Consider the following 22,769-nt stretch of genomic DNA (forward strand, 5'->3'; position numbering starts at 1 on the left):
CATGTAGCAGGCTACACTCCGGTTCCTGCGCTCCGGCGGCGCCCAGCCTATCTTCGCTCGTGACATGTCTCAGCGCTCCCTTAATAGGAGTAGGAGAACCGCCATGCTGCAATTTCTCGAGCTCGAAGAGTTCGTCGGTCGTCACTGGCATCGCTGGGCCTCCAGTGCGGCCAGCTACCAGCGCTATCCGGAAGCGGCCGTTTCCATGGAGCGGATGCGCCACGTGCTCGGCGTGTTCTTCCGCGCCAGCGGCGGCGAGGCGGGCGTTGAAGTCGCCGCCATCATCGCGCGCAGCTCCAATCACCGCCTGTCGCTGCGTCAGCGGCTCGGCTTCGACGACGAGGCCATCGACCAGGCCCGGCGCGACGAGGAGAACCTGCTGCTGCCGCCCCGCATCGATCTGTTCCCCGACGCCGAGCTGAACCGCGATCTCTACTTCTGGCTGGTGGCCTACTTGGCGGTGGCGCGCCAGCCCGAGCCGCAGCGCGACCCGCTGCGTGCCGACCTGGCTCGCCTGCGCGAGGCGGTGCGCGCCCGTGACGCTGCGCTCGAACGCTTCCCTGGGCTGGCCGAGCGCTATCGACGACTGTGCCAGGCGCTGCTGCTGGTGCGCCCGGCCCGCAAGCGCCTGCCGACCATGGAGCTGGCGCTGGAACAGACCCTGCGCGTGCTGCTCGGCGAAGAGCGGGAGCTGGAAGGCTGGGCGGCGGCCATGCATCACGCCGTGACGCGGCCCGAGCTATCGCTCGACGGTATCGGCGCGCCGCGCGGCTATCGTCCGCCGCTGCCGGTGCCGCTGTGGGGTCAGGTGGTGGCCCTGGGCACCGGGGCCGGTCGCGACGAGAGCCGGGAAGACCCGGAAGAGGGCGAGACCAATAGCGCCCAGACGGTGAGCGACGGCAAGCGCAAGGCCGAGCGCAAGCGCCAGGACCAGACCGAGCGCGACGACCCGCTGATAGCCAACCGTTTCGAGAAGATGCTCTCCTGGACCGAGATGGTGAACCTCAACCGCCTGGTCGAGGACAACGAGGACGAGGAAGCCAAGCGCGCCGCCGAGCAGATGGAGGAGATCATCCTCAGCCCGCACAAGCAGCGGGCGGCGACGCGCATTAAGGTCGACCTCGACCTGCCGCCGGACGAGGCGCTGGGCGAGCGCCTGCGCGGCAAGCACACCTATCCCGAGTGGAACTACCGCAAGCAGATCTACCTGCCCGAACACTGCCTGGTGCACACCGAGCTGGCCAGCGAGGAAGGCGAGCAGTGGCAGCCCGATGACGCCACCCAGCGGCGCATCCGTCGCGTGCGGCGCGAGTTCGAGGCGCTGCGCCCGCGTCGCGAGACCCTGCGTGGCCAGTACGACGGCACCGAGCTCGACATGGACGCGGTGATCCGCTCACGCTGCGACCTGGCCGCCACCGGCGAGTCCAGCGATCGGCTCTACCAGGCCACCCGCCAGCAGGCCCGAGACCTCGCGGTATCGATTCTGGTCGACGTCTCGCTCTCCACCGATGCCTGGCTCGAAGACCGCCGGGTGCTCGACGTGGCCAAGGAGGCGCTGCTGGTGCTGGGCCACGGTCTGGCCGGCTGCGGTGACGACTACAGCATTCACTGCTTTACCTCGCACCGGCGTCAGAAGGTGTGGGTCAATACCCTGAAGACCTTCGACGAGGCCATGAGCGAACGGGTGGCAAGGCGCATCTCAGCGCTCAAGCCCGGCCACTACACCCGCATGGGGCCGGCGATCCGCCACGTGACCAAGGAGCTCTCCGAACGTCCCAACCGGCATCGGCTGCTGCTGCTGCTCACCGACGGCAAGCCCAACGACACCGACTACTACGAAGGCCGTTACGGCATCGAGGACACCCGCCGGGCGGTGCTCGAGGCGCGCCAGCACGAGGTGCGGGTGTTCGGCGTGACCATCGACAGCGAGGCGCACCAGTACGTGTCGCACCTGTTCGGCCGCGGCAGCTACGCCATCGTCAACCGGCCGGAGCATCTTTCTCTCGCACTGCCGGGAATTTACCGTCAAATCATAGGTAACTAGGGGGGAGTGAAGATGACAGTAAACCGTCCCGCTATAGCACTCACCCTCGGCCTGCTGGCCGCCTTCGCCGTGATTACCCCGCTGGCCTGGGTGATCAACACCCAGGACTGGGGCATCCTGATGATGTTCGTTGCCCCCTTCGCCGTCTACGGCCTGATCCGCCTGGGCCGGAGGCTGGCGGAGTGGGCCGGTGTCGGGCCGCCGCCACCCTCCTACTGAACCCGTGCCACAGCAAACGGCGCCGCTACCCTCGATAGCGGCGCCGTTTTTGTTGAGTCCTTAATAGAACCGGGCGATGAGATAGCCCGATCCCACCAGCACCAGGGTAGCCAGTGTCAGGCCAACGAAGGCGCCGCGCCAGGCCGGCGAGGCGTCGCTGAGGCCGAGGTAGACCATCAGCACCCGGTGGGCCTTGAAGAAGGTGGTGGCCAGCAACAGCCCCGCCGACCACAGCGGCAGGGCGGCCAGGCGGGCATCGCCGCCCAGCTGGGCGGAGAGCATGGTAACCAGCGTCAGCCCCATCAGCACTGCCCAGGTGATCAGCAGCCGGCGGGTGGCGTTCGGCGTGTCGGTCATGGGCTCACCTCAGCAGGTAGAGGATCGGGTAGAGCAGGATCCAGATCAGATCGACCATGTGCCAGAAGGCCGCGGCGGTCTCCACGTTGTCGTGGGAGATGCGCCAGGCCACCAGGGCGATCAGCCCCAGGCCGAACAGCACGTGGGCGAAGTGGAAGCCGGTCAGCAGATAGTAGAAGGTGAAGAAGGTGTTGGTCTCGGGCGCGAGCCCCTGGCCGAGCTTATCGGCATACTCCATTATCTTGACCACGCAGAACACCACGCCCAGGGCGAAGGCCGCTCCCAGCCACTGGCGGCAGCGCCGTATCCTGCCCTGGGTGATGGCCTGTACCGCCAGGGCGGCGAACAGCCCGCTGGTCAGCAGCACCATGGTGTTGATGCCGCCGGTCACCGGATCGAGCAACTGCTGGGAGGCGTCGAAGACCTCGCGCTCGCCGGCCCGCAGCCAGGCGAACAGGCCGAAGAAGGCGGCAAACACCACCATCTCGCTGAGGATCAGCACCCACATCAACGGATTGCCGGGCAGCGCCGCCAGCGGTCCCCAGCCCGGATTGGGCAGCGGCCGCGGCTGAGACAGCTCGTGACGGTTCGCCACTCAGCGCTCCGGGGCGACGGGCGTGTGCTCGAATTCGGCGCGAACCGCCGGCGTGGTCAGCTTCCAGCCGGCCCAGGCGAACAGCACCACCAGCACGGTGGCCACCATGATCAACACCGAAAGGGCGCCGATCAGGCCCGCCACCGACTCCTCGTAGCGGGCCATTTCGCCGGCCGCATCGGCCATGAAGCCGAAGGTCAGCGGGGTCAGGGCGGCGCCGCCCAGCACGCCGACGAAGCCGGCCGCCATCAGGCCGAGAAAAGCCGGCCGCGCCCAGCGCCGACGCTGCAGCAGCGCCACGGAGAGCGCCAGGGTCACGGCGGCGCCCACCATCAGTAGGCCGGCCACGGTATTGCTGCGCTCGATCAGCCAGGCCACCCCGCCGGTGAGCCCACCGCTGCCGGTTTCGACGCCCAGCGAGGCGACCAGCGCCTCGCCGGGCAGTAGCGGCAGGGTGAGCAGTGCCGCGGTCAGCGTGGAGAAGGCGATGAAGCCCCAGGCCAGTCCACTGACGGCAGCGGAGCGTGTCGGTGGCAATTGCAGGGTCGAGGTGGCGGTAGTCATTGGTGAGCTCCCCAGTCAGTCTCCCAGCGACACCTTGGCGCCGCCGAACAACAGGCTGCGCGGGTCATCGATGGCGCGGTCGTTCAGCAGGCGGTTGATCCCCACGCCGCTGCGGCCGATGGTCCAGGCCAGGCAGGCGGTGAAGAAACCGTAGCCCAGCACCCAGGAAGCCCAGGAGGGTGCGCCGATCAGGCCCAGCAGGTACCAGGCGGCCAGCACCGCCCCACCGGCCAGGGCACCCAGCCAGAAAGTACGGATCTGGAACAGCAGGTGGCTTTCCACCCATTCCGCATTGCGGCGACGGCGAAGGTGGGCGATCAGCACGCCGATGGGTGCGGTGACCACCGCCATGATGCTGCCCAGATAGAGCACGTAGACGACCGCGGCCAGGCTGCGGCCTCGCGTATCGAGCGGCGCTGCGGCCGTATCGGTTGATGTATTGGCGTACGAGATGGTGGACATCGCTCCCTCCCGTGGGTGTGTCGACGTGAGTGCGTCGGAAGTTAAAAGAGTATTTTGAATGCCTGTTATTGGTACTATGCCTTGCGAGGTGCTGGCTGTCCTTGCCTTGGGTCAATGCGGCGTCGTTTCGGTATGGGATTCGGCGAGGTGGGGTGTCGCGCCACCGCTCTGCTGTGGCCTGCTTGATCCTGACTTGCCTGGCTCGGAACAGATTCGCTCCTCTTGGCTACAGGCGAGAAAGTGATAGTGGTCGCTGACTTGATTTGCATCAACTTGCTTGGGCCGGATCCGTCCTAGCTTTCTCAATGGCAAGCATGCACATGAGTCCGACCGCCGCACTGCGTTTGGATTCGCCAACAGGAGCCAGTGCCATGTCCAAGAAGAGCGTTAAGGAAATCAGACCCAACGTTAGTGAAGTGCCGTCAGCGACGCCGCCGCAGGAAGCGAGCCCGTTCCGTGAGCTTGACCGCATGTTCGATCGTTTTCTCGAACGAGGATGGGGGCATCCGCTGCGCTGGGACCTGCCGGTTTTCGAGCGGCTGGCCGCCGGGAGCCGAATGCCCAAGGTCGATGTCGTCAACCGGGATGCGGAGGTTGTGATACGTGCCGAGCTTCCCGGTATGGCGCGTGAGGATCTGGATGTCTCGGTCACCGACAGCACCGTGACGATCAAGGGAGAGCGCCACAAGGAGTCCAAGGAAGAAAGCGGCGAGTACTATCGCTGTGAAATCTCCCATGGCCGTGTGGAACGCACGGTTGCCCTGCCTTGCGAAGTCGATGCTGATAAGGCCGAGGCCAAATTCAACAACGGGCTGCTGGAACTGACGCTGCCGAAGGTCAAAGAGGTACCTCGGCGCAAGCTCGATATCAAGTGATTTTCCAGATGATGACGAGACGGCGGGCCGAGATGCTCGGCTCGCCTATTGACTACACGGGAGGTGGGCATGAAAGCGACTTGGGTGGTGGTGGCCGATCAGGCACGTGCGCGATTCTTCACCGCGCCCGAAGCAACGGCCGCCCTGGAGGAAGTGGACACACTGGTCAACCCTGAAGGCAAACTGCACGAGCGAGACATCAACGCCGATCGTCCCGGCCGGACGTTCGATTCCATGGGTGTCGGTCGGCATGCCATGGGCAAGCACCACTCGCCCAAGGAACAGGAAGCGATCCGCTTTGCCACTGCGATCGGCGAACGGCTTGGCGCCGAGTATGGCAGGGGGGCGCTTGGTCATGTGGTGCTCTGCGCGCCGCCCCGCTTTCTCGGGTTCTTGAAGGAGGCCTTGCCGGAGCAGGTCATGAAGTGCGTTTCCCATACCCTGGACAAGGAACTAGCCAGCCTGAGTCCCGAGGAGATTCGCGCGCATCTGCCCGGGCGGCCTGTATGAGCAAAAACCGATCGGGGAGGAGTGCGGCGCATTGGCAGATTGCCTCAACGCTGCTTTCTGCTGTGGAACGGTGCGCTCATACCGTCGGTGAGTTCCTGTAGTGCGCTCGGGTCCAGCAGTTCGACTTCCTTGCCGGTAACCTTGAGCAAGCCCTGATCGATGAAGCGCCGAAACGCTCGGCTCGTCGTTTCCGGGGCGAGCCCGAGATAGTTGCCCAAGTCGAGGCGGGACATGGGCAAACGGAATCGCGTTCGCGACAGGCCGCGTCGACCGAAACGCTGACCCAGATTGATCAGCATGATGGCCAGGCGCTGCTCGGCAGTTCGCCGCGACACCACCTGCAGTAGCTCATGCTCATCAAATATCTCCTTGCTCATCACTCTCAGTAACTGGTGCTGCAGCCCGGGGATTTTGCGTGAAAGGGCTTCCAATTGGGAGAAGGGAATCTTGCACACACTGGTGGTTTCCAGCGCCTCGATGGTAGTGGGGTGGCTCCCGCTGCCGATGGCATCAAGCCCGACCAGCTCGCTCGGCAGGTGGAAAGCAATGACCTGGCTATCGCCTCTGTGCCCCAACAGGCTGCTTTTCAGACTGCCGCTCAGTACGGCATAGATGGCGCTGAATGGCTGGCCCGGACGGCACAGCTTCTCACCTTTCCTCAGGGGACGGCGATGCTCGACGATACGATCCAGCTCGTCGGTATCCTTGCGGTCCAGCGCAACAGGCAAACAGAGTTCGCGCAGGCTGCAGGAGCTGCAAGCCTTACGAATTTCATGAAGTCGAATCAATTGACTAGCGTTGCTGCTTTCCCCCATGGCAACACCTCGTCCTGTATCGCTCTCTTCTAAGAATAATCAATCCAGATGACGGTGAAGGGTTGGGATAGGCATATACGACGCTTTACTTAGTGTTGTCCCAATAAATGCGGCGACCGAAGTCGCCGCCTTGGTGAGCCTTAGGGTCGATTCAACCCACCCTCATGACTTGCCTTGCGCCTGTGCCGCGGCCAGTTCCTGCTCTTCGATCATGCGGTCCACCGAGGAGACGTAGTACTCCTCGTCGAACGCGCCTTCCGGCTCCTTCAGCCAGATCAGACAGATCAGCCAGCTGAGGAAGGCGCCGCCGGCGATGATGTAGAAGAACTGGGTCGGGGTGACGAAGGTGAAGATGGTCAGGTAGACCACCGCTCCCACGTTGCCGTAGGCGCCGGCCATGCCCGAGATCTGGCCGGTGATGCGGCGCTTGATCGAGGGGATGATGCCGAAGGTGGCGCCCTCCGCCCCCTGCACGAAGAAGGAGGTGAAGATGGTGATGGCGATGGCGATGATCAGCGGCCAGTTGGAGTTGAGCAGGGCCATCAGCACGAAGCCGATACCGATGCCGAACATGTAGCTGAGCATGACGAAGCGGCGGTTGCCCATGCGGTCGGACACCAGGCCGCCCATGGGGCGCGCCACCAGGTTCACGAAGGCGAACGAGGCGGCGATCATGCCCGCCGCGGCGGCGGTCAGCCCCCAGGTCTCTTCGAAGAACATCGGCAGCATGGAAACCACCGCCAGCTCGGCGCCGAAGTTGGCGAAGTAGGTGCTGTTGAGTGCCGCCACGCTGCCGAAGGAGTACTTGTCGTCCTCCGGTACGCCCTTCTTGAGGATCGGGATGTTGACCCGCAGGATCTGCACGATCTGATAGACCACCACGGCAGCGATCACCGCGTAGCAGATCAGCGCACCGGTGCTGGAGAGGTAGCCCATGCCCTCGATGCGCCATACCAGGATGGCCAGACAGCCCACCAGCGGAATGGTCCACAGGATCAGCAGGATCATGTCGCGCCAGGAGCTCACTTCCATGGCCAGCGCCTTGCGCGGCTTGCGATGCGCCTTGGCGTCGGGGCCGTCGGTGATGGCGAACCAGTAGAACACGCCGTAGGCGGCCATCACAATGGCGCTCATGCCGATGGCGTAGCGCCAGCCGTCGGCACCGCCGAACATGGTCAGGGCGATGGTGGGCAACGTCATGGCGGCCACGGCGGAGCCGAAGTTGCCCCAGCCGGCGTAGAAGCCTTCGGCGAAGCCGATGTCCTTGGGCTTGAACCACAGTGCGGTCATGTGGATGCCGACCACGAAGCTGGCGCCGATGGAGCTGAGCACCAGGCGCGAGATCAGCAGCTGCGACATGGTGTTGCCGAAGGCGAACACCAGCGCCGGAACGGCCATGGAGACCATCAGCACCGAGAACACCCGGCGCGGGCCGAAGCGGTCCAGCGCCATGCCGACGATGATGCGTGCCGGGATGGTCAGCGCCACGTTGACGATGGCGAACAGGCGGATGTCGTCGCGGGTCAGCCAGTCGACGCTCTTGAGCATGCTCGATGCCAAGGGCGCCATGTTGAACCAGACGTAGAAGGTGATGAAGAAGGCGATCCAGGTCAGGTGAAGGGCTCTGATCTCCGGACTGCGAAACTTGAAGATGGAAGACACTTTCATGGTCGTATCATCCTGAAGTGAAAGCGAAATTAGCCACGTATGACGGGATCGCCGTCACGGGCTTGGCAGAATCAAGAGCGGGCATTCGACGCGCCGGGCGAGAAACGAGCTGACCTTGCCGAAGGTCATGTAATCGAGTTCGTCGACGAAGTAGCTCAGCGACTGGGCGATGATGCCGCCGTCGGGCTTGCTGCTGTGGCGGGCGATGACCAGCATGTCGGGGGTATGCTTCTTGGTGGCTTGCAGCAGCATCTTGCGGGCGTCGCCTTCGGCCAGTACCCAGTCGACCTCGAAGCCCTCTTGATGGGCGAAGTCGGCGCCCTCCCTGAGAGCGGCCTTGAGTTCCTCGTACTCCTGCTGGAACAGCTCTTCGTTGGCGTCGGTGGCGTCGCCGGGATTTTCCGCCACGCCGACCAGGATCAGGGTGGGGGCGTTGCAGCGAAACAGGCTGACGGTTTGTGCCAGGGCCAGCTTGGCGTTGCGTGAGCCGTCATAAGCGATCATGACTTTCATGACATCCCTCCGAAGAAGGCAAGGTAGTGGGGTGTGCTCCGGCGTGCAGCCGGAGCACGGACGGCATTTCAGGGATTCTTGATCTCGGCGCCGGGGCGCAGGTAGAACCACCAGTTGATCAGCAGGCACACCGCGTAGAAGATCGCGAAGCCGTACATGGCGAGCTCGGGGGTGCCGGCACGGATCTGGCCACCCATCACCACCGGGGCGATGAAGGCGCCGTAGGCGGCCACGGCGGAGGTCCAGCCCAGTACCGGGCCCTTCTGCTGGGCGTTGAAGATCACGCCGATGCTGCGGAAGGTGGAGCCGTTGCCGATGCCGCTGGCGGCGAACAGGATCACGAACAGCAGCATGAACAGGGCGAAGTAGCTGTTGGGATCGGTGGAGTTGTAGGCCAGCATCATCACGTAGCCGGTCACCGCCGAGGCCACCACCATGACCACCGAGATCACCTGGGTGACGATGGAGCCGCCCACCTTGTCGGAGACCCAGCCGCCGAAGGGGCGGATCAGGGCGCCGACGAAGGGTCCGATCCAGGCCCAGGTCAGGGCGCTGGGGCCGTTGGGGTTGACCACGCGGGTGACGCTGCCGTCGGCGGCCACTTCCATCATGTTGCCGAAGATGACGTTGATGGAGAGCGGCAGCGCCGCGGAGAAGCCGATGAACGAGCCGAAGGTCAGGATGTAGAGCACCGTCATCGACCAGGTGTGCTTGTTCGAGAAAATGGCGAACTGCTTCTGGATGTTGGGCTTGATCTCACCGGGGATCAGGCGCATCAGGCCCAGGGTCAGCAGGATGGTGACCGGCAGGGCGACCCACATGCCGAGCCACTGCAGGGTGACGATGCCCACCACGGTGGCGACGACGCCCACTCCGTAGAGGCCGAGTATCTTGCCGAAGGCCTGCATCGGCGTGCCCGGGTTGGGCGTGATGGGGCGCAGGTTGTTCATGCCGAACCAGCCGAGGAAGGCCAGCGGTACCAGGAATACCAGCCAGATGAAGCCGGCGTTCTGGATCCAGGTCGGCGTGCCCGCCTCGATGCGGCCGATCAGCGTGCCGCTGGCGCTCTGCAGCTCCATGGAGCCGCCGGCGATGGCGCCGAAGATGCCCACGGTCATCACCAGCGGGATCAGGATCTGCATGGTGGTGACGCCGAAGTTACCCAGGCCGGCGTTCATGCCCAGGGCGTAGCCCTGCTTCTTCTTGGGGAAGAAGGTCGAGATGTTGCTCATCGAGGCGGCGAAGTTGCCGCCGCCGATGCCCGAGAGCAGCGCCAGGACCTGGAACACCCAGAACGGCGTGTCGGGGTTCATCAGCGCGGCGCCGGTGCCGAAGGCGGGGATCATCAGCAGCGCGGTGGTGAAGAACACGGCATTGCGCCCGCCGGCGATGCGGATCATGAACGAGGCGGGAATGCGCAGAGTGGCCCCGGAGAGGCCGGCGATGGCGGTCAGCATGAAGAGCTGATCGACGGCGAAGGGGAAGCCCAGGTTCTGCATCTGGGTGGTGATCATGCCCCACATCATCCACACCGCGAAGCCCATCAGCAGGCTGGGAATGGAGATCCACAGGTTGCGGGAGGCGACTCGCTTGCCCTCCTGCTCCCAGAACTGTTCGTTTTCGATATCCCAGTTCTCGATGTCGGCATTTTTCGGTCTGCCGGCACCGAGCTTGCCGATATCGGCGCTCGTTTTAGCCATGACGTTTTCCCCTTGAGTTTCCACTGATCCCGCCTTGCGACATCCGTCCTGACCGGGATCAATTCAGGTTCGGTTGAGGCAAAGATACGCCCGGGAAAAGGGCGGCGAAACCGGCCGAAAATGCCGGAAAATCAGGGAAATACCTCTTGAGAGGTAGCAGGGGTATTTGGCTAAGTCGTTGTTTTTTTAACGAAGAGAAAAGCGCCGAGGCAAGAAAAAGGCGCCTTGTCGGCGCCTGGGAGTCTTTGGAGGTATCCACACAGAGCCGGGGATATCCCCCGGCTTTCTACCTATCGATTCCCTCTTGCACGGCCCACACCGCCGCTTCTACCCGCGAGCGCAGATTGAGCTTCTTCAGCAGGTGCTTCACGTGGACCTTGACCGTGCCTTCGGAGATATCGAGCTTGCGCGCAATGAGCTTGTTCGAGAGCCCGCCGGCCAGCTCGCGCAGGATCTCGCGCTCGCGCTGGGTCAGGCTGTGGATGTCCGGTGTGGCCGGGGCCGAGCGCTGGTTGCGCAGCGCCTCGGCCAGCAGGGCGGTAAGGCTCTCGCTCACCACCATGCGACCCAGCGCCGCCTGACGCAGTTGGCGCACCATCTCCTCGGGCTCCATGTCCTTCAGCAGGTAGCCGTCGGCGCCGCCGCGCAGGGCCGCCACCAGGTCCTCCTCGTGATCGGAGACGGTGAACATGACGATGCGTCCGGCATAGCCCGAGTCGCGCAGCGCCTTCAGCGTCTGGATGCCGTCCATGCCCGGCATGTTGAGATCGAGCAGGATCATGTCGGGGTCGAGCTCGGCGGCCATGCGTACGCCCTGCTGCGGTTCGCCGGCGTCGCCGACCAGTTCGAGGTCTTCTTCAAGCTCCAGCAGCTGAGCCACGCCGCGACGCAGCAGCGGATGGTCGTCGATGATCAGGATACTGGCGGGGGTCTCGTTGACTGACTGGCCCATGGGTCTCAGTTTCCTTGGTCGTGAAGGGTGGGTTCGATGGCTTGCTGGCGGGTGATCAGTCGCGCCGTCTGGGGCGTGAAGACCACTTCCACGCAGGTGCCGCCCTCGGTGCGATTGGAGAGCTTGAGCTCCCCGCTCAGGGTGTGGGCGCGGTCGCGCATGATGATCAGCCCGTAGTGCATGGGCGGCGAGTCGTCGTTCTCGAGGCCCACGCCGTCGTCCTCGATGCGCAGCAGGATACGCGCTTCATGGAATTTCACCGTGACGGCGGCCCAGTGCGCCTGGGCGTGCTTGTGCGTGTTGCTCAGCGCCTCGCGGGCGATCTGCAGCAGGTGAATTTCTTCATTGGGGTTGAGCAAATGCGGCGGCACGTCGAAGTGCAGCTCCACCGGGGCGCCCATGCGCTCGGCGAACTCTTCGGTGGTTTGCTGCAGCGCCGACTGCAGGCCGGGCCCCTCCAGCTTGAGGCGGAAGGTGGTGAGCAGCTCTCGCAACTGACGATAGGCGCTGTTGAGGCCGGTGCGCAGCTCGTCGAACACCGCCGCCTGCATCTCCTTGGGGGCCTCCTTGGCCTGCATGCGCTCCAGTCGCGCCACCTGCATCTTGAGGTAGGAGAGCGACTGGGCCAGGGAGTCGTGCAGCTCGCGGGCGATGATGGTGCGCTCGCTCATCAGCGAGACCTGCTGCTCCTCTTCGATACGCCGCTGCAGATACACCGCCGTGGCCAGCTGGTCGGCCAGGGCGTTGAGCAGTCGCCGCACGCCGTCGGAGAGGCGCTCGCCCTTGGGGTGCCAGACTTCCAGGGTGCCGAGCATCTCGTCGCCCACGCTCACCGGCAGCAGCACGCAGTCGCCCTCTTCGGTATCGGATAGACGCATAGGGTGCGGGGAGATCAGGCAGGCGTGGCAGTCGTGGTCGCGGCAGAAGTCCGGACGTCGCGCGGCGTGTGTGGCAAGAACGGGAATCTGGCGGTCGTCGTGGGGGTCGTTGAGCGACAGCCGGATGGGGCCGATGTCGAGCAGCTCCGCCACCCGGCGCAGCATGGGCGCAGCGCTGGTACACAGGTCGTTGCCGCCGCCGTAGAGCGAGCGGCTGCCGTCGTGGAGCACCTGCATCACCTGGCTGCTGCGCTCGAGTTCATGGGTCTTACGTTTGACCCTGTCCTCGAGTTCGGCATAGCTGGTGCCCAGCTCCTCGGACATGGTGTCGAAGGTCTTGCCGAGCATGGCCAGTTCATCGCTGCCCTTGAGCTGGGTACGCAGTGAAAAGTTGCGCCGCGCGGCCTCGCGGGCCAGCACCATCAGCTGGCGCAGCGGCGCCACCAGGTTGTGGCGAATGTCGTAGAGCGCGATGGCCACCACCACCGCCGTCAGGCCCAGGAACAGGATCTGCAGCGCACTGAGCAGGCGAATCTTGGCCTCGGTGTTCTGCTCGAGCTGCTTGACCATGGTGTCGATGTCGCCCACCAGGCCGTCCAGGGTGCGGTTGAGCGGTTCGATGCGCACGTACTGACTGGCCACAGCCTCGCTCACCTGGGGGGCGAGCTCGTTATGCCAGCGGCCAAGTATCAGACGGTATTGGCGGCGCAGCTCATGGGCTTCGGAAACCGGAATCGCCCCGGTCAGCTCGTCGCTGGCCAGGCGCTCCTCGAAGCGTCGCTTGAGTACGTGCACCTCGGCCCGATGCTCCAGCGAGGGAACGCGTTCGTAACGCTGCAGCGCGGCCACGATCTGGTAGGTGTTCATGCGCAGCGAGCCGGCGACGTTGATCGCCGCGGCATCGCCCCGGCTGCCACCGGCCACGGCCATGGTCACCACGATGCTGATAAGGGCCATGGCGCTGATCGCCAGCAGCGAAGCGACGATACGGGCCACGAGGGAACGTTGCAGCAGTTTCATTGACGGCGGGCGACTCCACAAAGGCGCGGGGCATGTCGACACTATAACCCCTCAGCGACATTAAACCCCAAGAGCTGGCGGCGCATCCTACCTGTCGATGCGGCGGACTGCCACCAAAGAGGTACCTCGCTTGCCCTTTTGACCTGGCGGGGAGCGGAAACGAGAATCTCTTCGACCACCCCATGAGACAAACCGTTCATGCAGCCTGCCGTAAAAGCCCCGCCGCTGGGCGCGCAGGTCGACTACCGTTCGCTGGTGGTCGTGCTGTTGTCGCCGCTGGCCTTCGCGCTGGTGTTCGCCAGTTGGACCATCTTCGCCGTGCTGGGCGTCGAGCTGAAGCGCGTGCTGCACTTCGGAGAAGTGCAGTTCGCCCTGCTGCTGGCCATGCCGATGTTCACCGGTGCGCTGGCGGCGCTGCCCATGGCGGTGCTGGCGCATCGCCTCGGCGGGCGGCGGGTGATGATCGGCTGTCTGCTGCTGATCTGTCCCTTCCTGTGGGCGATTGCCTATTCCGACGCTTACCTGGAGTTTCTGCTGGCCGGTGCCGGGCTGGGGCTGGGGGCCGGCTCGCTGGCTGCCGGGCTGGTCTACGTGGCGGCGCTGTGCCCGCGGCGTCATGCCGGCCTGGCGCTAGGGCTCTACGGCGCCGGCATGCTGGGGGCGGGGCTGACCTATTTCCTGCTGCCCCTGATCAGCCAGGCCTACGGCTGGCCCATGGCGCCCAAGCTCTATCTGCTGCCGGTGCTGCTGGTGGCGCTGCTGCTGTGGGTGTTCGCCGAGGATGCGCCGAGGAGGGTCTCCCTGTCGGTCGAAACACTCGATGATCTCGAGCCGCCGCCCGAGCACGTTCGGGTGCGCCGGCGCTGGCTGCCGCCGCCAGCGGTGTGCCGCCTGGCGCTCTACTACAGCTTCTTCTACGGCGCCTTCGTGGCGCTGGCGCTGTGGCTGCCGGGTTATCTGGCGGCGCAGTATCAGCTTTCGCTCAAGCTGGCCGCGCTGTGGGCGCTGGCCTTCACCCTGCCGGGTGGGGTAGGTCAGATCGTCGGTGGCGCCTTGGCCGACCGGCGCGATTTCCGCGACCTGCGCTGGTGGGTCAGCGCCTGCGTCATGGTGTGCCTGTTCCTGCTCTCCTATCCCGACTTCACCATGCAGATCCACGGTGTGCATGGCGACCTCACGCTCGTTTTCTCCATGCCGCTTTACGGCTTCACTGCGCTGCTGGCGGTGATGGGGCTGGCCATGGGCATCGGCAAGGGCAGCCTGATGTGCCTGCTGCACCGCGAATACGGTGATGACATGGTGCGCTCGGGCGGGCTGGCGCTGGCCCTGGGCGGGCTGTTCGCCGCCGTGCTGCCGCTGATGTTCGTGCTTGGCAACGAGTGGATCGGCGTGCGCACCGCCGGCTTCATGTTCCTCTACGCCGCGCTGGCAGTGTGCATGCTGCTGATGCTGTGGGAGGGAGTGCGTGCCCAGGCGGACTAACCCCCTTTCACCGAGCGGTCTATCACCTTGTGGGTAGAGGGAGTGTATATGGAGGTAACCTGGCAGTAATCCGCTTTTCGATGCTCCAGACTTCGCTTCAAGAACCTGCCCCGGCGGTCGTGTGGATCACGTCGCACGACACGGCAGGCAGGGTGGCCCGGGTGCCACGCAACACTTCAAGAAGCCTGGAGATCGACCATGAGTCACTTCTTAGATCGGCTGAATTTCTTCCGTAAGGCCCGCGAGCCCTTCGCCAACGAGCATGGCGAGACCCGCGAGGAGTCCCGTGGCTGGGAGGACGGCTATCGTCAGCGCTGGCAGCACGACAAGGTCGTGCGTTCCACCCACGGCGTGAACTGCACCGGCTCCTGCAGCTGGAAGATCTACGTCAAGAACGGCCTGGTCACTTGGGAAACCCAGCAGACCGACTACCCGCGTACCCGCCCGGACCTGCCCAACCATGAGCCGCGGGGCTGCCCGCGTGGCGCCAGCTACTCCTGGTACATGTACAGCGCCAACCGCCTCAAGTACCCGCTGATCCGCAAGCCGCTGCTCAAGCTGTGGCGCGAGGCCAAGCAGCAGCACGGCGACCCGGTAGATGCCTGGGCTTCCATCGTCTCCGACCCGGCCAAGACCAAGCAGTACAAGCGCGCCCGCGGCATGGGCGGCTTCGTGCGTGCCAACTGGGATGAGCTCAACGAGCTGATCGCCGCCTCCAACGTCTACACCGCCAAGCAGTTCGGCCCCGACCGCATCATCGGCTTCTCGCCGATCCCCGCCATGTCGATGGTCAGCTACGCCGCGGGTAGCCGCTACCTGTCGCTGATCGGCGGCGTGTGCATGAGCTTCTACGACTGGTACTGCGACCTGCCGCCAGCCAGCCCGCAGACCTGGGGCGAGCAGACCGACGTGCCGGAATCGGCCGACTGGTACAACTCCGGCTACATCATTGCCTGGGGTTCCAACGTGCCCCAGACCCGTACCCCGGACGCCCACTTCTTCACCGAAGTGCGCTACAAGGGCACCAAGACCGTCTCCATCACCCCGGACTACGCGGAGGTCTCCAAGCTCACCGACGAGTGGCTGTCGGTCAAGCAGGGCACCGACGCCGCCCTCGGCATGGCCATGGGCCACGTTATCCTCAAGGAGTTCCACCTCGACAAGCCCAGCGCCTACTTCACCGAGTACGTGCGCAAGTACTCCGACATGCCTTTCCTGGTCGAGCTGGAAGCGCGTGAAGACGGCAGCTTCGTGCCCGGCAAGCAGCTGCGTACCAGCGACTTCGACGGCAACATGGGGCAGGACAACAACCCCGAGTGGAAGACCGTGGCGTGGGACGAGCTGTCCGATAGCCTCGTCGTGCCCAACGGCTCCATCGGTTTCCGCTGGGGTGAGAGCGAAGAGAACCAGGGCAAGTGGAACCTCGAGGAGCGCAGCGCCGACGGCGCCGAGATCAAGCCGCTGCTGACCCTGGCCGAGAGCCATGACGACGTGGCCAGGGTGGCGTTCCCCTACTTCGGCGGCATCGCCCACGAGCATTTCGATCATGTGGCCGGCAACGAGCTGCTGTTCCACAGCCTGCCCGCCAAGCGCCTGAAGAAGGCCGACGGCACGGAAATTCTCGCCGTCACCGTGTTCGACCTGATGTGCGCCAACTACGGCATCGACCGCGGCTTCGGCAAGGAAGGCGAGGACGACGGCGCCACCTCCTACGACCAGATCCGCCCCTACACGCCGGCCTGGCAGGAGAAGATCACCGGCGTGCCCGCCGAGCAGGTCGCCCGTATCGCCCGTGAGTTCGCCGACAACGCCGACAAGACCCAGGGTCGCTCCATGGTCATCGTGGGTGCCGCGATGAACCACTGGTACCACATGGACATGAACTACCGCGGCCTGATCAACATGCTGGTCATGTGCGGCTGTATCGGCCAGAGCGGCGGCGGCTGGGCCCACTACGTGGGCCAGGAGAAGCTGCGTCCGCAGACCGGCTGGACCCCGCTGGCCTTCGGCCTCGACTGGCAGCGTCCGCCGCGCCACATGAACTCCACCTCGTTCTTCTACAACCACTCCTCCCAGTGGCGCTACGAGAAGCTCGAGATCAAGGAGATCCTGTCGCCGCTGGCCGATGCCAGCAAGTACACAGGCAGTCTGATCGACTTCAACGTGCGCTCCGAGCGCATGGGCTGGCTGCCCTCCGCGCCGCAGCTCGGCACCAACCCGCTGCGCCTGGCCAAGCCGGCTGCCGAAGCGGGCATGTCGACCAAGGACTACGCCGTACAGCAGCTCAAGAGCGGCGAGCTGGCGTTCGCCGCCGAGGATCCGGACAGCCCGCAGAACTTCCCGCGTAACCTGTTCGTGTGGCGCTCCAATCTGCTGGGCAGCTCGGGCAAGGGCCACGAGTACATGCTCAAGTACCTGCTGGGTACCCGTAACGGTATTCAAGGCAAGGACCTGGGCGAGATGGGCGGCCAGAAGCCGGAAGAGGTGAAGTGGCACGACGAGGCGCCGGAAGGCAAGCTCGACCTGGTGGTCACGCTGGACTTCCGCATGTCCTCCACCTGTCTCTACTCCGACGTGGTGCTGCCGACGGCCACCTGGTACGAGAAGAACGACCTCAACACCTCGGACATGCACCCGTTCATCCACCCGCTGACCGCGGCCACCGACCCGGCGTGGGAGTCGCGCAGCGACTGGGACATCTACAAGGGCATCGCCAAGGCGTTCTCCGAGGTGTGCGTCGGCCATCTCGGCGAGGAGACCGACCTGGTCACCCTGCCGCACCAGCACGACTCCCCGGCGGAGCTGGCCCAGCCCGAAGTGAAGGACTGGAAGAAGGGCGAGTGTGAGCCGATCCCCGGTAAGACCATGCCAGCGCTGATCGAGGTCAAGCGCAACTACCCCGAGACCTACGAGCGCTTCACCTCCGTCGGTCCGCTGCTCGAGACCATCGGCAACGGCGGCAAGGGCATCGCCTGGAACACCGAATCCGAGGTCGAGCTGCTCGGCAAGCTGAACTACCGCAAGACCGAAGGCCCGCACAAGGGCCGGCCGAAGATCGAGACCGCGATCGATGCCGCCGAGATGATCCTGACCCTGGCGCCGGAAACCAACGGTGCGGTGGCGGTCAAGGCGTGGGGCGCGCTGTCCAAGATCACCGGACGCGACCACACCCACCTGGCCACGCCCAAGCACGAGGAGAAGATCCGCTTCCGCGACATCGTCGCCCAGCCGCGCAAGATCATCTCTAGCCCGACCTGGTCGGGCCTGGAAGACGAGCACGTCTCCTACAACGCCGGCTACACCAACGTGCACGAGCTGATTCCGTGGCGCACCGTGAGCGGCCGCCAGCAGTTCTACCAGGATCACCCCTGGATGCGCGCCTTCGGTGAGAGCCTGCTGACCTACCGTCCGCCGATCAACACCAAGACCATCACCGGTTTCCAGATGCCGGAGGACAACGGCAACCCGACCAAGGCGCTGAACTGGATCACCCCGCACCAGAAGTGGGGCATCCACTCCACCTACAGCGACAACCTGCTGATGCTGACGCTCAACCGCGGCGGTCCGGTGGTGTGGATGTCGGAGAACGACGCCCAGGAGATCGGCATAGAGGACAACGACTGGATCGAGCTGTTCAACGCCAACGGCGCCATCACCGCTCGGGCCATCGTCAGTCAGCGGGTCAAGGACGGCATGGTGATGATGTACCACGCCCAGGAGCGTCAGGTGAACGTGCCGGGCTCCGAAGTCACCAAGACCCGCGGCGGCATGCACAACTCCGTGACCCGGGTGTGCCCGAAGCCGACCCACATGATCGGCGGCTACGCGCAGCTCTCTTACAGCTTCAACTACTACGGCACCGTTGGTTCCAACCGCGATGAATTCGTCCTCATCCGCAAGATGAACCGAATCGACTGGCTGGATGGCGAAGGCAACGACAGCGTGCAGGAGACCGTGAAATGAAGATTCGTTCCCAGGTAGGCATGGTCCTCAACCTCGACAAGTGCATCGGCTGTCACACCTGCTCGGTCACCTGCAAGAACGTCTGGACCAGCCGTGAAGGCCTTGAATACGCCTGGTTCAACAACGTCGAGACCAAGCCCGGTATCGGCTATCCCAAGGAGTGGGAGAACCAGGACAAGTGGAAGGGCGGCTGGATGCGCCGCAAGGACGGCAAGATCGAGCCGCGCATCGGCGGCAAGTGGCGGGTGCTGGCGAACATCTTCGCCAACCCCGACCTGCCCGAGATCGACGAATACTACGAGCCGTTCGATTTCGACTACCAGCACCTGCATACCGCCAAGCAGGGCGACCACCAGCCGGTGGCGCGCCCCCGCTCGCTGATCTCCGGCGAGCGCATGAAGAAGATCGAATGGGGTCCCAACTGGGAGGAGATCCTCGGCACCGAGTTCGCCAAGCGCCGCAAGGACAAGAACTTCGAGCAGGTGCAGGCCGACATCTACGGCCAGTTCGAGAACACCTTCATGATGTACCTGCCGCGCCTGTGCGAGCACTGCTTGAACCCGGCGTGCGTGGCCTCGTGCCCGAGCGGCGCGATCTACAAGCGCGAGGAGGACGGCATCGTCCTGATCGACCAGGACAAGTGCCGCGGCTGGCGGATGTGTATCTCCGGCTGCCCGTACAAGAAGATCTACTACAACTGGAAGACCGGCAAATCCGAGAAGTGCATCTTCTGCTACCCGCGTATCGAGTCGGGCATGCCGACGATCTGCTCCGAGACCTGCGTGGGTCGCATCCGCTACCTCGGGGTGCTGCTGTATGACGCCGACCGCATCGAGGAAGTGGCCAGCTCGCCGGACGTGCGCGACCTCTACCATCGCCAGTGCGAGATCTTCCTCGATCCCAACGATCCCGAGGTGATCGCCCAGGCCAAGAAGGACGGCATCACCGACAACGTGATCAAGGCCGCTCAGGAGAGCCCGGTCTACAAGATGGCCATGGACTGGGGGCTGGCGCTGCCGTTGCACCCCGAGTACCGCACCCTGCCGATGGTCTGGTACGTGCCGCCGCTGTCGCCGATCCAGTCGGCCGCCGAGGCCGGCAAGGTCGAGTACGACGGCGTACTGCCCAAGATCGAGTCGCTGCGCATTCCGGTGCGCTACCTGGCCAACATGCTCACCGCCGGTGAGGAAGAGCCCGTGGTGCTGGCGCTCAAGCGGCTGATGGCGATGCGCGTCTTCATGCGCAACAAGCATGTCGAAGGCAAGCACGACACCGAGGTGCTCGACGCCGTCGGTCTCAGCGAGGCTCAGGTGGAAGAGATGTACCGCTATCTGGCCATCGCCAACTACGAGGATCGCTTCGTGATCCCCACCAGCCACCGCGAAATGGCCACCGAAGCATTCCCCGAGCGCGGCGGCTGCGGCTTCAGCTTCGGCGATGGCTGTCACGGTGAGAGCAAGCCGAGTCTGTTCAACGGCCGCAAGCAGACCAGCGCGCTGGTCAAGCCGGTGGACGTGTTCGACCCGAAAACTGGCGCCAAGGAGACTCACCATGGCTGATGCAGCACTCCAGATGCCCCACGAGGCGATGATCCAGCCGGAGTTCGGCATGCGCAGCCTGCGCGTGCTGGCCCGCCTGCTGGACTACCCCACCGAGGCGCTGCAGGGCGCGGTGGATGAACTGATCGAGGCGCTCTACGTCGAGCGCCGCCTCTCGGCGGCGCTCAAGGCCGACCTGATGAGCTGGTGCCAGCGCATCGCAGACGGCGACCTGCTCGAGCTGCAGTCCGAGTACGTGGCGCTGTTCGACAAGGGCCGCGCCCACTCGCTGCTGCTGTTCGAACACGTGCACGGCGAGTCCCGCGATCGCGGCCAGGCCATGGTCGACCTGATCGACGAGTACAAGGCCGCCGGTTTCGAACTCGACGCCCGCGAACTGCCCGACTACCTGCCGCTGTTCCTGGAGTACCTCTCCACCCGCAGCGACGAGGAGATCGGCCGCTGGCTGGGCGAGATCCGCCACATCCTGGCGCTGCTCACCGCACGCCTCGAGGAGCGCGGCGCCGACCAGGCCCTGGTAACCCGCGCACTGCTGGCGCTGATCGATGCCGAAGAGGACATCGAGGCGCAGCGTCAGGCGGTGGTCAGCGAGAAGCGCGACGACACCCCCGAAGCGCTGGACGCGGTGTGGGAGGAGGAGGCGGTGCGTTTCTCCGCCAAGTCCGACGAGGATTGCGCGCTGCAGTCCGCCGAAGGGCGCCGCCTGGCCGAGCGCAAGCGGCAGGTACAGGGCGAGGCGATTCGCATCCTCGACCCCGTCGATGCCGCCAAGAAACACTAACGGAGACCTGTCATGAGCAACTACATCGATACCCTGCTGTTCGGGCTCTACCCCTACCTCGCTGGCAGCGTCTTCCTCATCGGCAGCCTGCTGCGCTACGACCAGGGGCAGTTCACCTGGAAGACCGGCTCCAGCCAGATGCTGTCGTCGAAGAACATGCGCATGGCCAGCAACCTGTTCCACATCGGCATCATCGTGATCTTCTTCGGCCACCTGGCCGGCCTGCTCACGCCGCACTGGGTCTACAGCCCCTTCATCAGTGCCGGCGCCAAGCAGGTGATTGCCGTGGTGGTAGGCGGTATCGCCGGCGTGATGTGTCTGGTGGGCGGCGCCATGCTGTTCCATCGTCGCCTCACCAATCCGCGGGTGCGTGCCTCTTCCAGCGCCATGGACACCGTGATCATCGGGCTGCTGGTGCTTCAGGTAGCGCTCGGCCTGCTCACCATCCTGCCCACCCTGGGCCACCTGGACGGTAGCAAGATGCTGCAGTTCTCCGGCTGGGCGCAGTCCATCGTGTTCTTCCAGGGCGGTGCTGCCGCTTATCTGGAGGGGGTGAGCTGGATCTACAAGCTGCACATCCTGGTGGGCCTGACCATCATCCTGGTCTTCCCCTTCACCCGTCTGGTTCACGTGTGGAGCGCGCCGATGGGCTATGTGACGCGGCGCTATCAAATCGTCCGTCGCCGGGCTTAGGGGGTCAAAGCTGGCTGCGCTCGGCCAGACGTTGTTGGAGATCCCCCCTTCTTCGTCGATCTCCGCCTAGTCTGGCCATCGCTCGCTCAGCTTCGCATGCCTCGGAGCAACAAAGTTTTGGGACGCCGGAGGCAGGGCTGGGGGCGCCGGGGGCAGGCCGAAGAGGAGGTCTTTTGCCATGGATGGCAAAAGTAGCGCCCAGGGATGGGTTCACAGCGCCTCCTCGCAGGCCTGTCGACGGAACAGCCCCGGGCATCGACAGCCGCTTATGTCATGTATTAGAGGATCAGCACCATGCAAATGATCGAGATCGCACAGTTGCCGGGCCGCTACGCCCCGCCGCCCGTCAAGGTCGGGGACAAGGCGATCGACGAAGAGAGCATCGCCCGCGAGATGCAGTACCACCCGGCGGCCACCGCCGACGAGGCGAAGCTTGCGGCCGCCCGCGCCCTGGTGGTTCGCGAACTGCTGCGACAGCGCGCCGTCGAGCTCGGTCTGCTGAGCGCAGATTCCCGTGACGAAGGCGAGCACGATGCCGCCATCGCCACCCTGCTCGAACAGGAACTGGATGTCCCGGAGCCCGAAGAGGCGGCCTGCCGCCGTTTCTTCGACGCCGAGCCCGAGCGCTTCAGCGCACCGACTCGCATCGCCGTTCGCCACATACTGCTGGCCGCCGCGCCCGACGACGCCGAGGCGCGCGATGCCCAGTACCGTCTGGGCGAAACGCTGCTCGAAGAGCTCGCCGCAATTCCCGAGCGCTTCACCGAATTCGCCATGCGCCACTCCGCCTGCCCCTCGAAGAGCGAAGGCGGCGAGCTGGGCTGGCTGGCGCAAGGGCAGACCGTGGCCGAGCTCGACCGCGCCCTGCAGCACCTGCCCGAAGGGCTACACGACCGTCCGCTGGCCTCGCGCTACGGCTGGCACCTGGTGAGCATCGACGCGCGTGAAGGCGGTCAGCGCCCGCCCTTCGAGCAGGTCGCCGAGCGCGTGCGCCACACCCTGCGCGAACAGGCCACTCGCCGTGCCTTGCGCCACTACCTGCTGGCGCTGGAAGAGGAGATCGGCGTCGAAGGCGTCGAGTTGGATGACGATGCCGCCGGCAGCCTGATGCAATAGGAG

At 64.9% G+C, this 22,769-nt stretch carries 20 protein-coding genes; 10 read left to right on the plus strand and 10 right to left on the minus strand.

The window, feature by feature from the left end:
• The first annotated feature begins 103 nt into the window (after positions 1-103).
• Positions 104-2,044 (plus strand): VWA domain-containing protein, encoded by a 1,941-nt coding sequence (locus tag HOP58_RS13500; RefSeq protein WP_234260578.1) that lies wholly within the window; start codon positions 104-106, stop codon positions 2,042-2,044.
• 12 nt (positions 2,045-2,056) lie between these two features.
• The gene (locus tag HOP58_RS13505; protein ID WP_234260579.1) at positions 2,057-2,263 is read left to right on the plus strand and encodes a hypothetical protein; all 207 of its coding nucleotides are present in this window, start codon (positions 2,057-2,059) and stop codon (positions 2,261-2,263) included.
• Positions 2,264-2,323: 60 nt separating this feature from the next.
• On the opposite strand, the gene HOP58_RS13510 is transcribed toward HOP58_RS13505, so the two are convergent.
• From HOP58_RS13510 to HOP58_RS13525, 4 genes are read right to left on the minus strand one after another with little or no spacing between them, the layout of a single operon-like run.
• A complete protein-coding gene (locus HOP58_RS13510) occupies positions 2,324-2,620 on the minus strand; it encodes a cytochrome C oxidase subunit IV family protein (protein ID WP_234260580.1) in 297 nt (98 codons plus the stop codon).
• 4 nt (positions 2,621-2,624) lie between these two features.
• The gene (locus tag HOP58_RS13515) at positions 2,625-3,215 is read right to left on the minus strand and encodes a cytochrome c oxidase subunit 3 family protein (protein ID WP_234260581.1); all 591 of its coding nucleotides are present in this window, start codon (positions 3,213-3,215) and stop codon (positions 2,625-2,627) included.
• Entirely contained in the window at positions 3,216-3,779 is a 564-nt protein-coding gene (locus tag HOP58_RS13520; RefSeq protein WP_234260582.1) for a hypothetical protein, read from the minus strand.
• A gap of 15 nt (positions 3,780-3,794) precedes the next feature.
• Positions 3,795-4,241, minus strand: a complete 447-nt coding sequence (locus HOP58_RS13525) for a hypothetical protein (protein ID WP_234260583.1) — start codon at positions 4,239-4,241, stop codon at positions 3,795-3,797.
• A 371-nt stretch (positions 4,242-4,612) separates the two neighbouring features.
• Between HOP58_RS13525 and HOP58_RS13530 the strand changes: the two genes are divergently transcribed.
• Together HOP58_RS13530 and HOP58_RS13535 are read left to right on the plus strand one after the other, a co-directional pair.
• Positions 4,613-5,116 (plus strand): Hsp20/alpha crystallin family protein, encoded by a 504-nt coding sequence (locus HOP58_RS13530; RefSeq protein WP_010626251.1) that lies wholly within the window; start codon positions 4,613-4,615, stop codon positions 5,114-5,116.
• Between the two features lie 69 nt (positions 5,117-5,185).
• Positions 5,186-5,626 (plus strand): host attachment protein, encoded by a 441-nt coding sequence (locus HOP58_RS13535; protein ID WP_234260584.1) that lies wholly within the window; start codon positions 5,186-5,188, stop codon positions 5,624-5,626.
• Positions 5,627-5,670: 44 nt separating this feature from the next.
• Here the strand turns inward: HOP58_RS13535 and fnr are convergent, their stop codons facing one another.
• The 6 genes from fnr to HOP58_RS13565 all read right to left on the minus strand — a co-directional run bounded on the left by fnr (position 5,671) and on the right by HOP58_RS13565 (position 13,172).
• A complete protein-coding gene (gene fnr, locus HOP58_RS13540; protein ID WP_010626253.1) occupies positions 5,671-6,441 on the minus strand; it encodes a fumarate/nitrate reduction transcriptional regulator Fnr in 771 nt (256 codons plus the stop codon).
• Between the two features lie 162 nt (positions 6,442-6,603).
• Complete coding sequence (locus HOP58_RS13545) at positions 6,604-8,109, minus strand: MFS transporter (protein WP_234260585.1); 1,506 nt, start codon at positions 8,107-8,109, stop codon at positions 6,604-6,606.
• 54 nt (positions 8,110-8,163) lie between these two features.
• Complete coding sequence (locus HOP58_RS13550) at positions 8,164-8,622, minus strand: universal stress protein (protein WP_234260586.1); 459 nt, start codon at positions 8,620-8,622, stop codon at positions 8,164-8,166.
• A gap of 68 nt (positions 8,623-8,690) precedes the next feature.
• Positions 8,691-10,322 (minus strand): antiporter, encoded by a 1,632-nt coding sequence (locus HOP58_RS13555; RefSeq protein ID WP_234260587.1) that lies wholly within the window; start codon positions 10,320-10,322, stop codon positions 8,691-8,693.
• 286 nt (positions 10,323-10,608) lie between these two features.
• Positions 10,609-11,274, minus strand: a complete 666-nt coding sequence (narL, locus tag HOP58_RS13560; RefSeq protein WP_010626257.1) for a two-component system response regulator NarL — start codon at positions 11,272-11,274, stop codon at positions 10,609-10,611.
• A 5-nt stretch (positions 11,275-11,279) separates the two neighbouring features.
• Positions 11,280-13,172 carry a histidine kinase gene (locus HOP58_RS13565; protein WP_234260588.1) on the minus strand — a complete coding sequence of 631 codons (1,893 nt, stop codon included), beginning with the start codon at positions 13,170-13,172 and terminating at the stop codon, positions 11,280-11,282.
• Positions 13,173-13,370: 198 nt separating this feature from the next.
• Here HOP58_RS13565 and HOP58_RS13570 point away from each other — a divergent pair, with 198 nt between their 5' ends.
• The 6 genes from HOP58_RS13570 (at position 13,371) to HOP58_RS13595 (ending at position 22,766) form a co-directional block, all read left to right on the plus strand.
• Complete coding sequence (locus HOP58_RS13570; RefSeq protein ID WP_234260589.1) at positions 13,371-14,654, plus strand: MFS transporter; 1,284 nt, start codon at positions 13,371-13,373, stop codon at positions 14,652-14,654.
• 198 nt (positions 14,655-14,852) lie between these two features.
• Positions 14,853-18,617 carry a nitrate reductase subunit alpha gene (locus tag HOP58_RS13575; RefSeq protein ID WP_234260590.1) on the plus strand — a complete coding sequence of 1,255 codons (3,765 nt, stop codon included), beginning with the start codon at positions 14,853-14,855 and terminating at the stop codon, positions 18,615-18,617.
• On the plus strand, positions 18,614-20,176 hold the full coding sequence (narH, locus tag HOP58_RS13580) for a nitrate reductase subunit beta (protein WP_234260591.1): 1,563 nt from the start codon (positions 18,614-18,616) through the stop codon (positions 20,174-20,176). Before HOP58_RS13575 ends, narH begins: the two co-directional genes overlap by 4 nt.
• Positions 20,169-20,957, plus strand: a complete 789-nt coding sequence (gene narJ / locus HOP58_RS13585; RefSeq protein WP_010626262.1) for a nitrate reductase molybdenum cofactor assembly chaperone — start codon at positions 20,169-20,171, stop codon at positions 20,955-20,957. Before narH ends, narJ begins: the two co-directional genes overlap by 8 nt.
• 12 nt (positions 20,958-20,969) lie before the next feature.
• The gene (narI, locus tag HOP58_RS13590) at positions 20,970-21,650 is read left to right on the plus strand and encodes a respiratory nitrate reductase subunit gamma (RefSeq protein WP_234260592.1); all 681 of its coding nucleotides are present in this window, start codon (positions 20,970-20,972) and stop codon (positions 21,648-21,650) included.
• Positions 21,651-21,944: 294 nt separating this feature from the next.
• Complete coding sequence (locus HOP58_RS13595) at positions 21,945-22,766, plus strand: peptidylprolyl isomerase (RefSeq protein ID WP_234260593.1); 822 nt, start codon at positions 21,945-21,947, stop codon at positions 22,764-22,766.
• Positions 22,767-22,769 lie beyond the last annotated feature (3 nt).

Source organism: Halomonas sp. MCCC 1A11062, from assembly GCF_021404355.1.
GTDB classification, from domain to species: domain Bacteria; phylum Pseudomonadota; class Gammaproteobacteria; order Pseudomonadales; family Halomonadaceae; genus Halomonas; species Halomonas aerodenitrificans.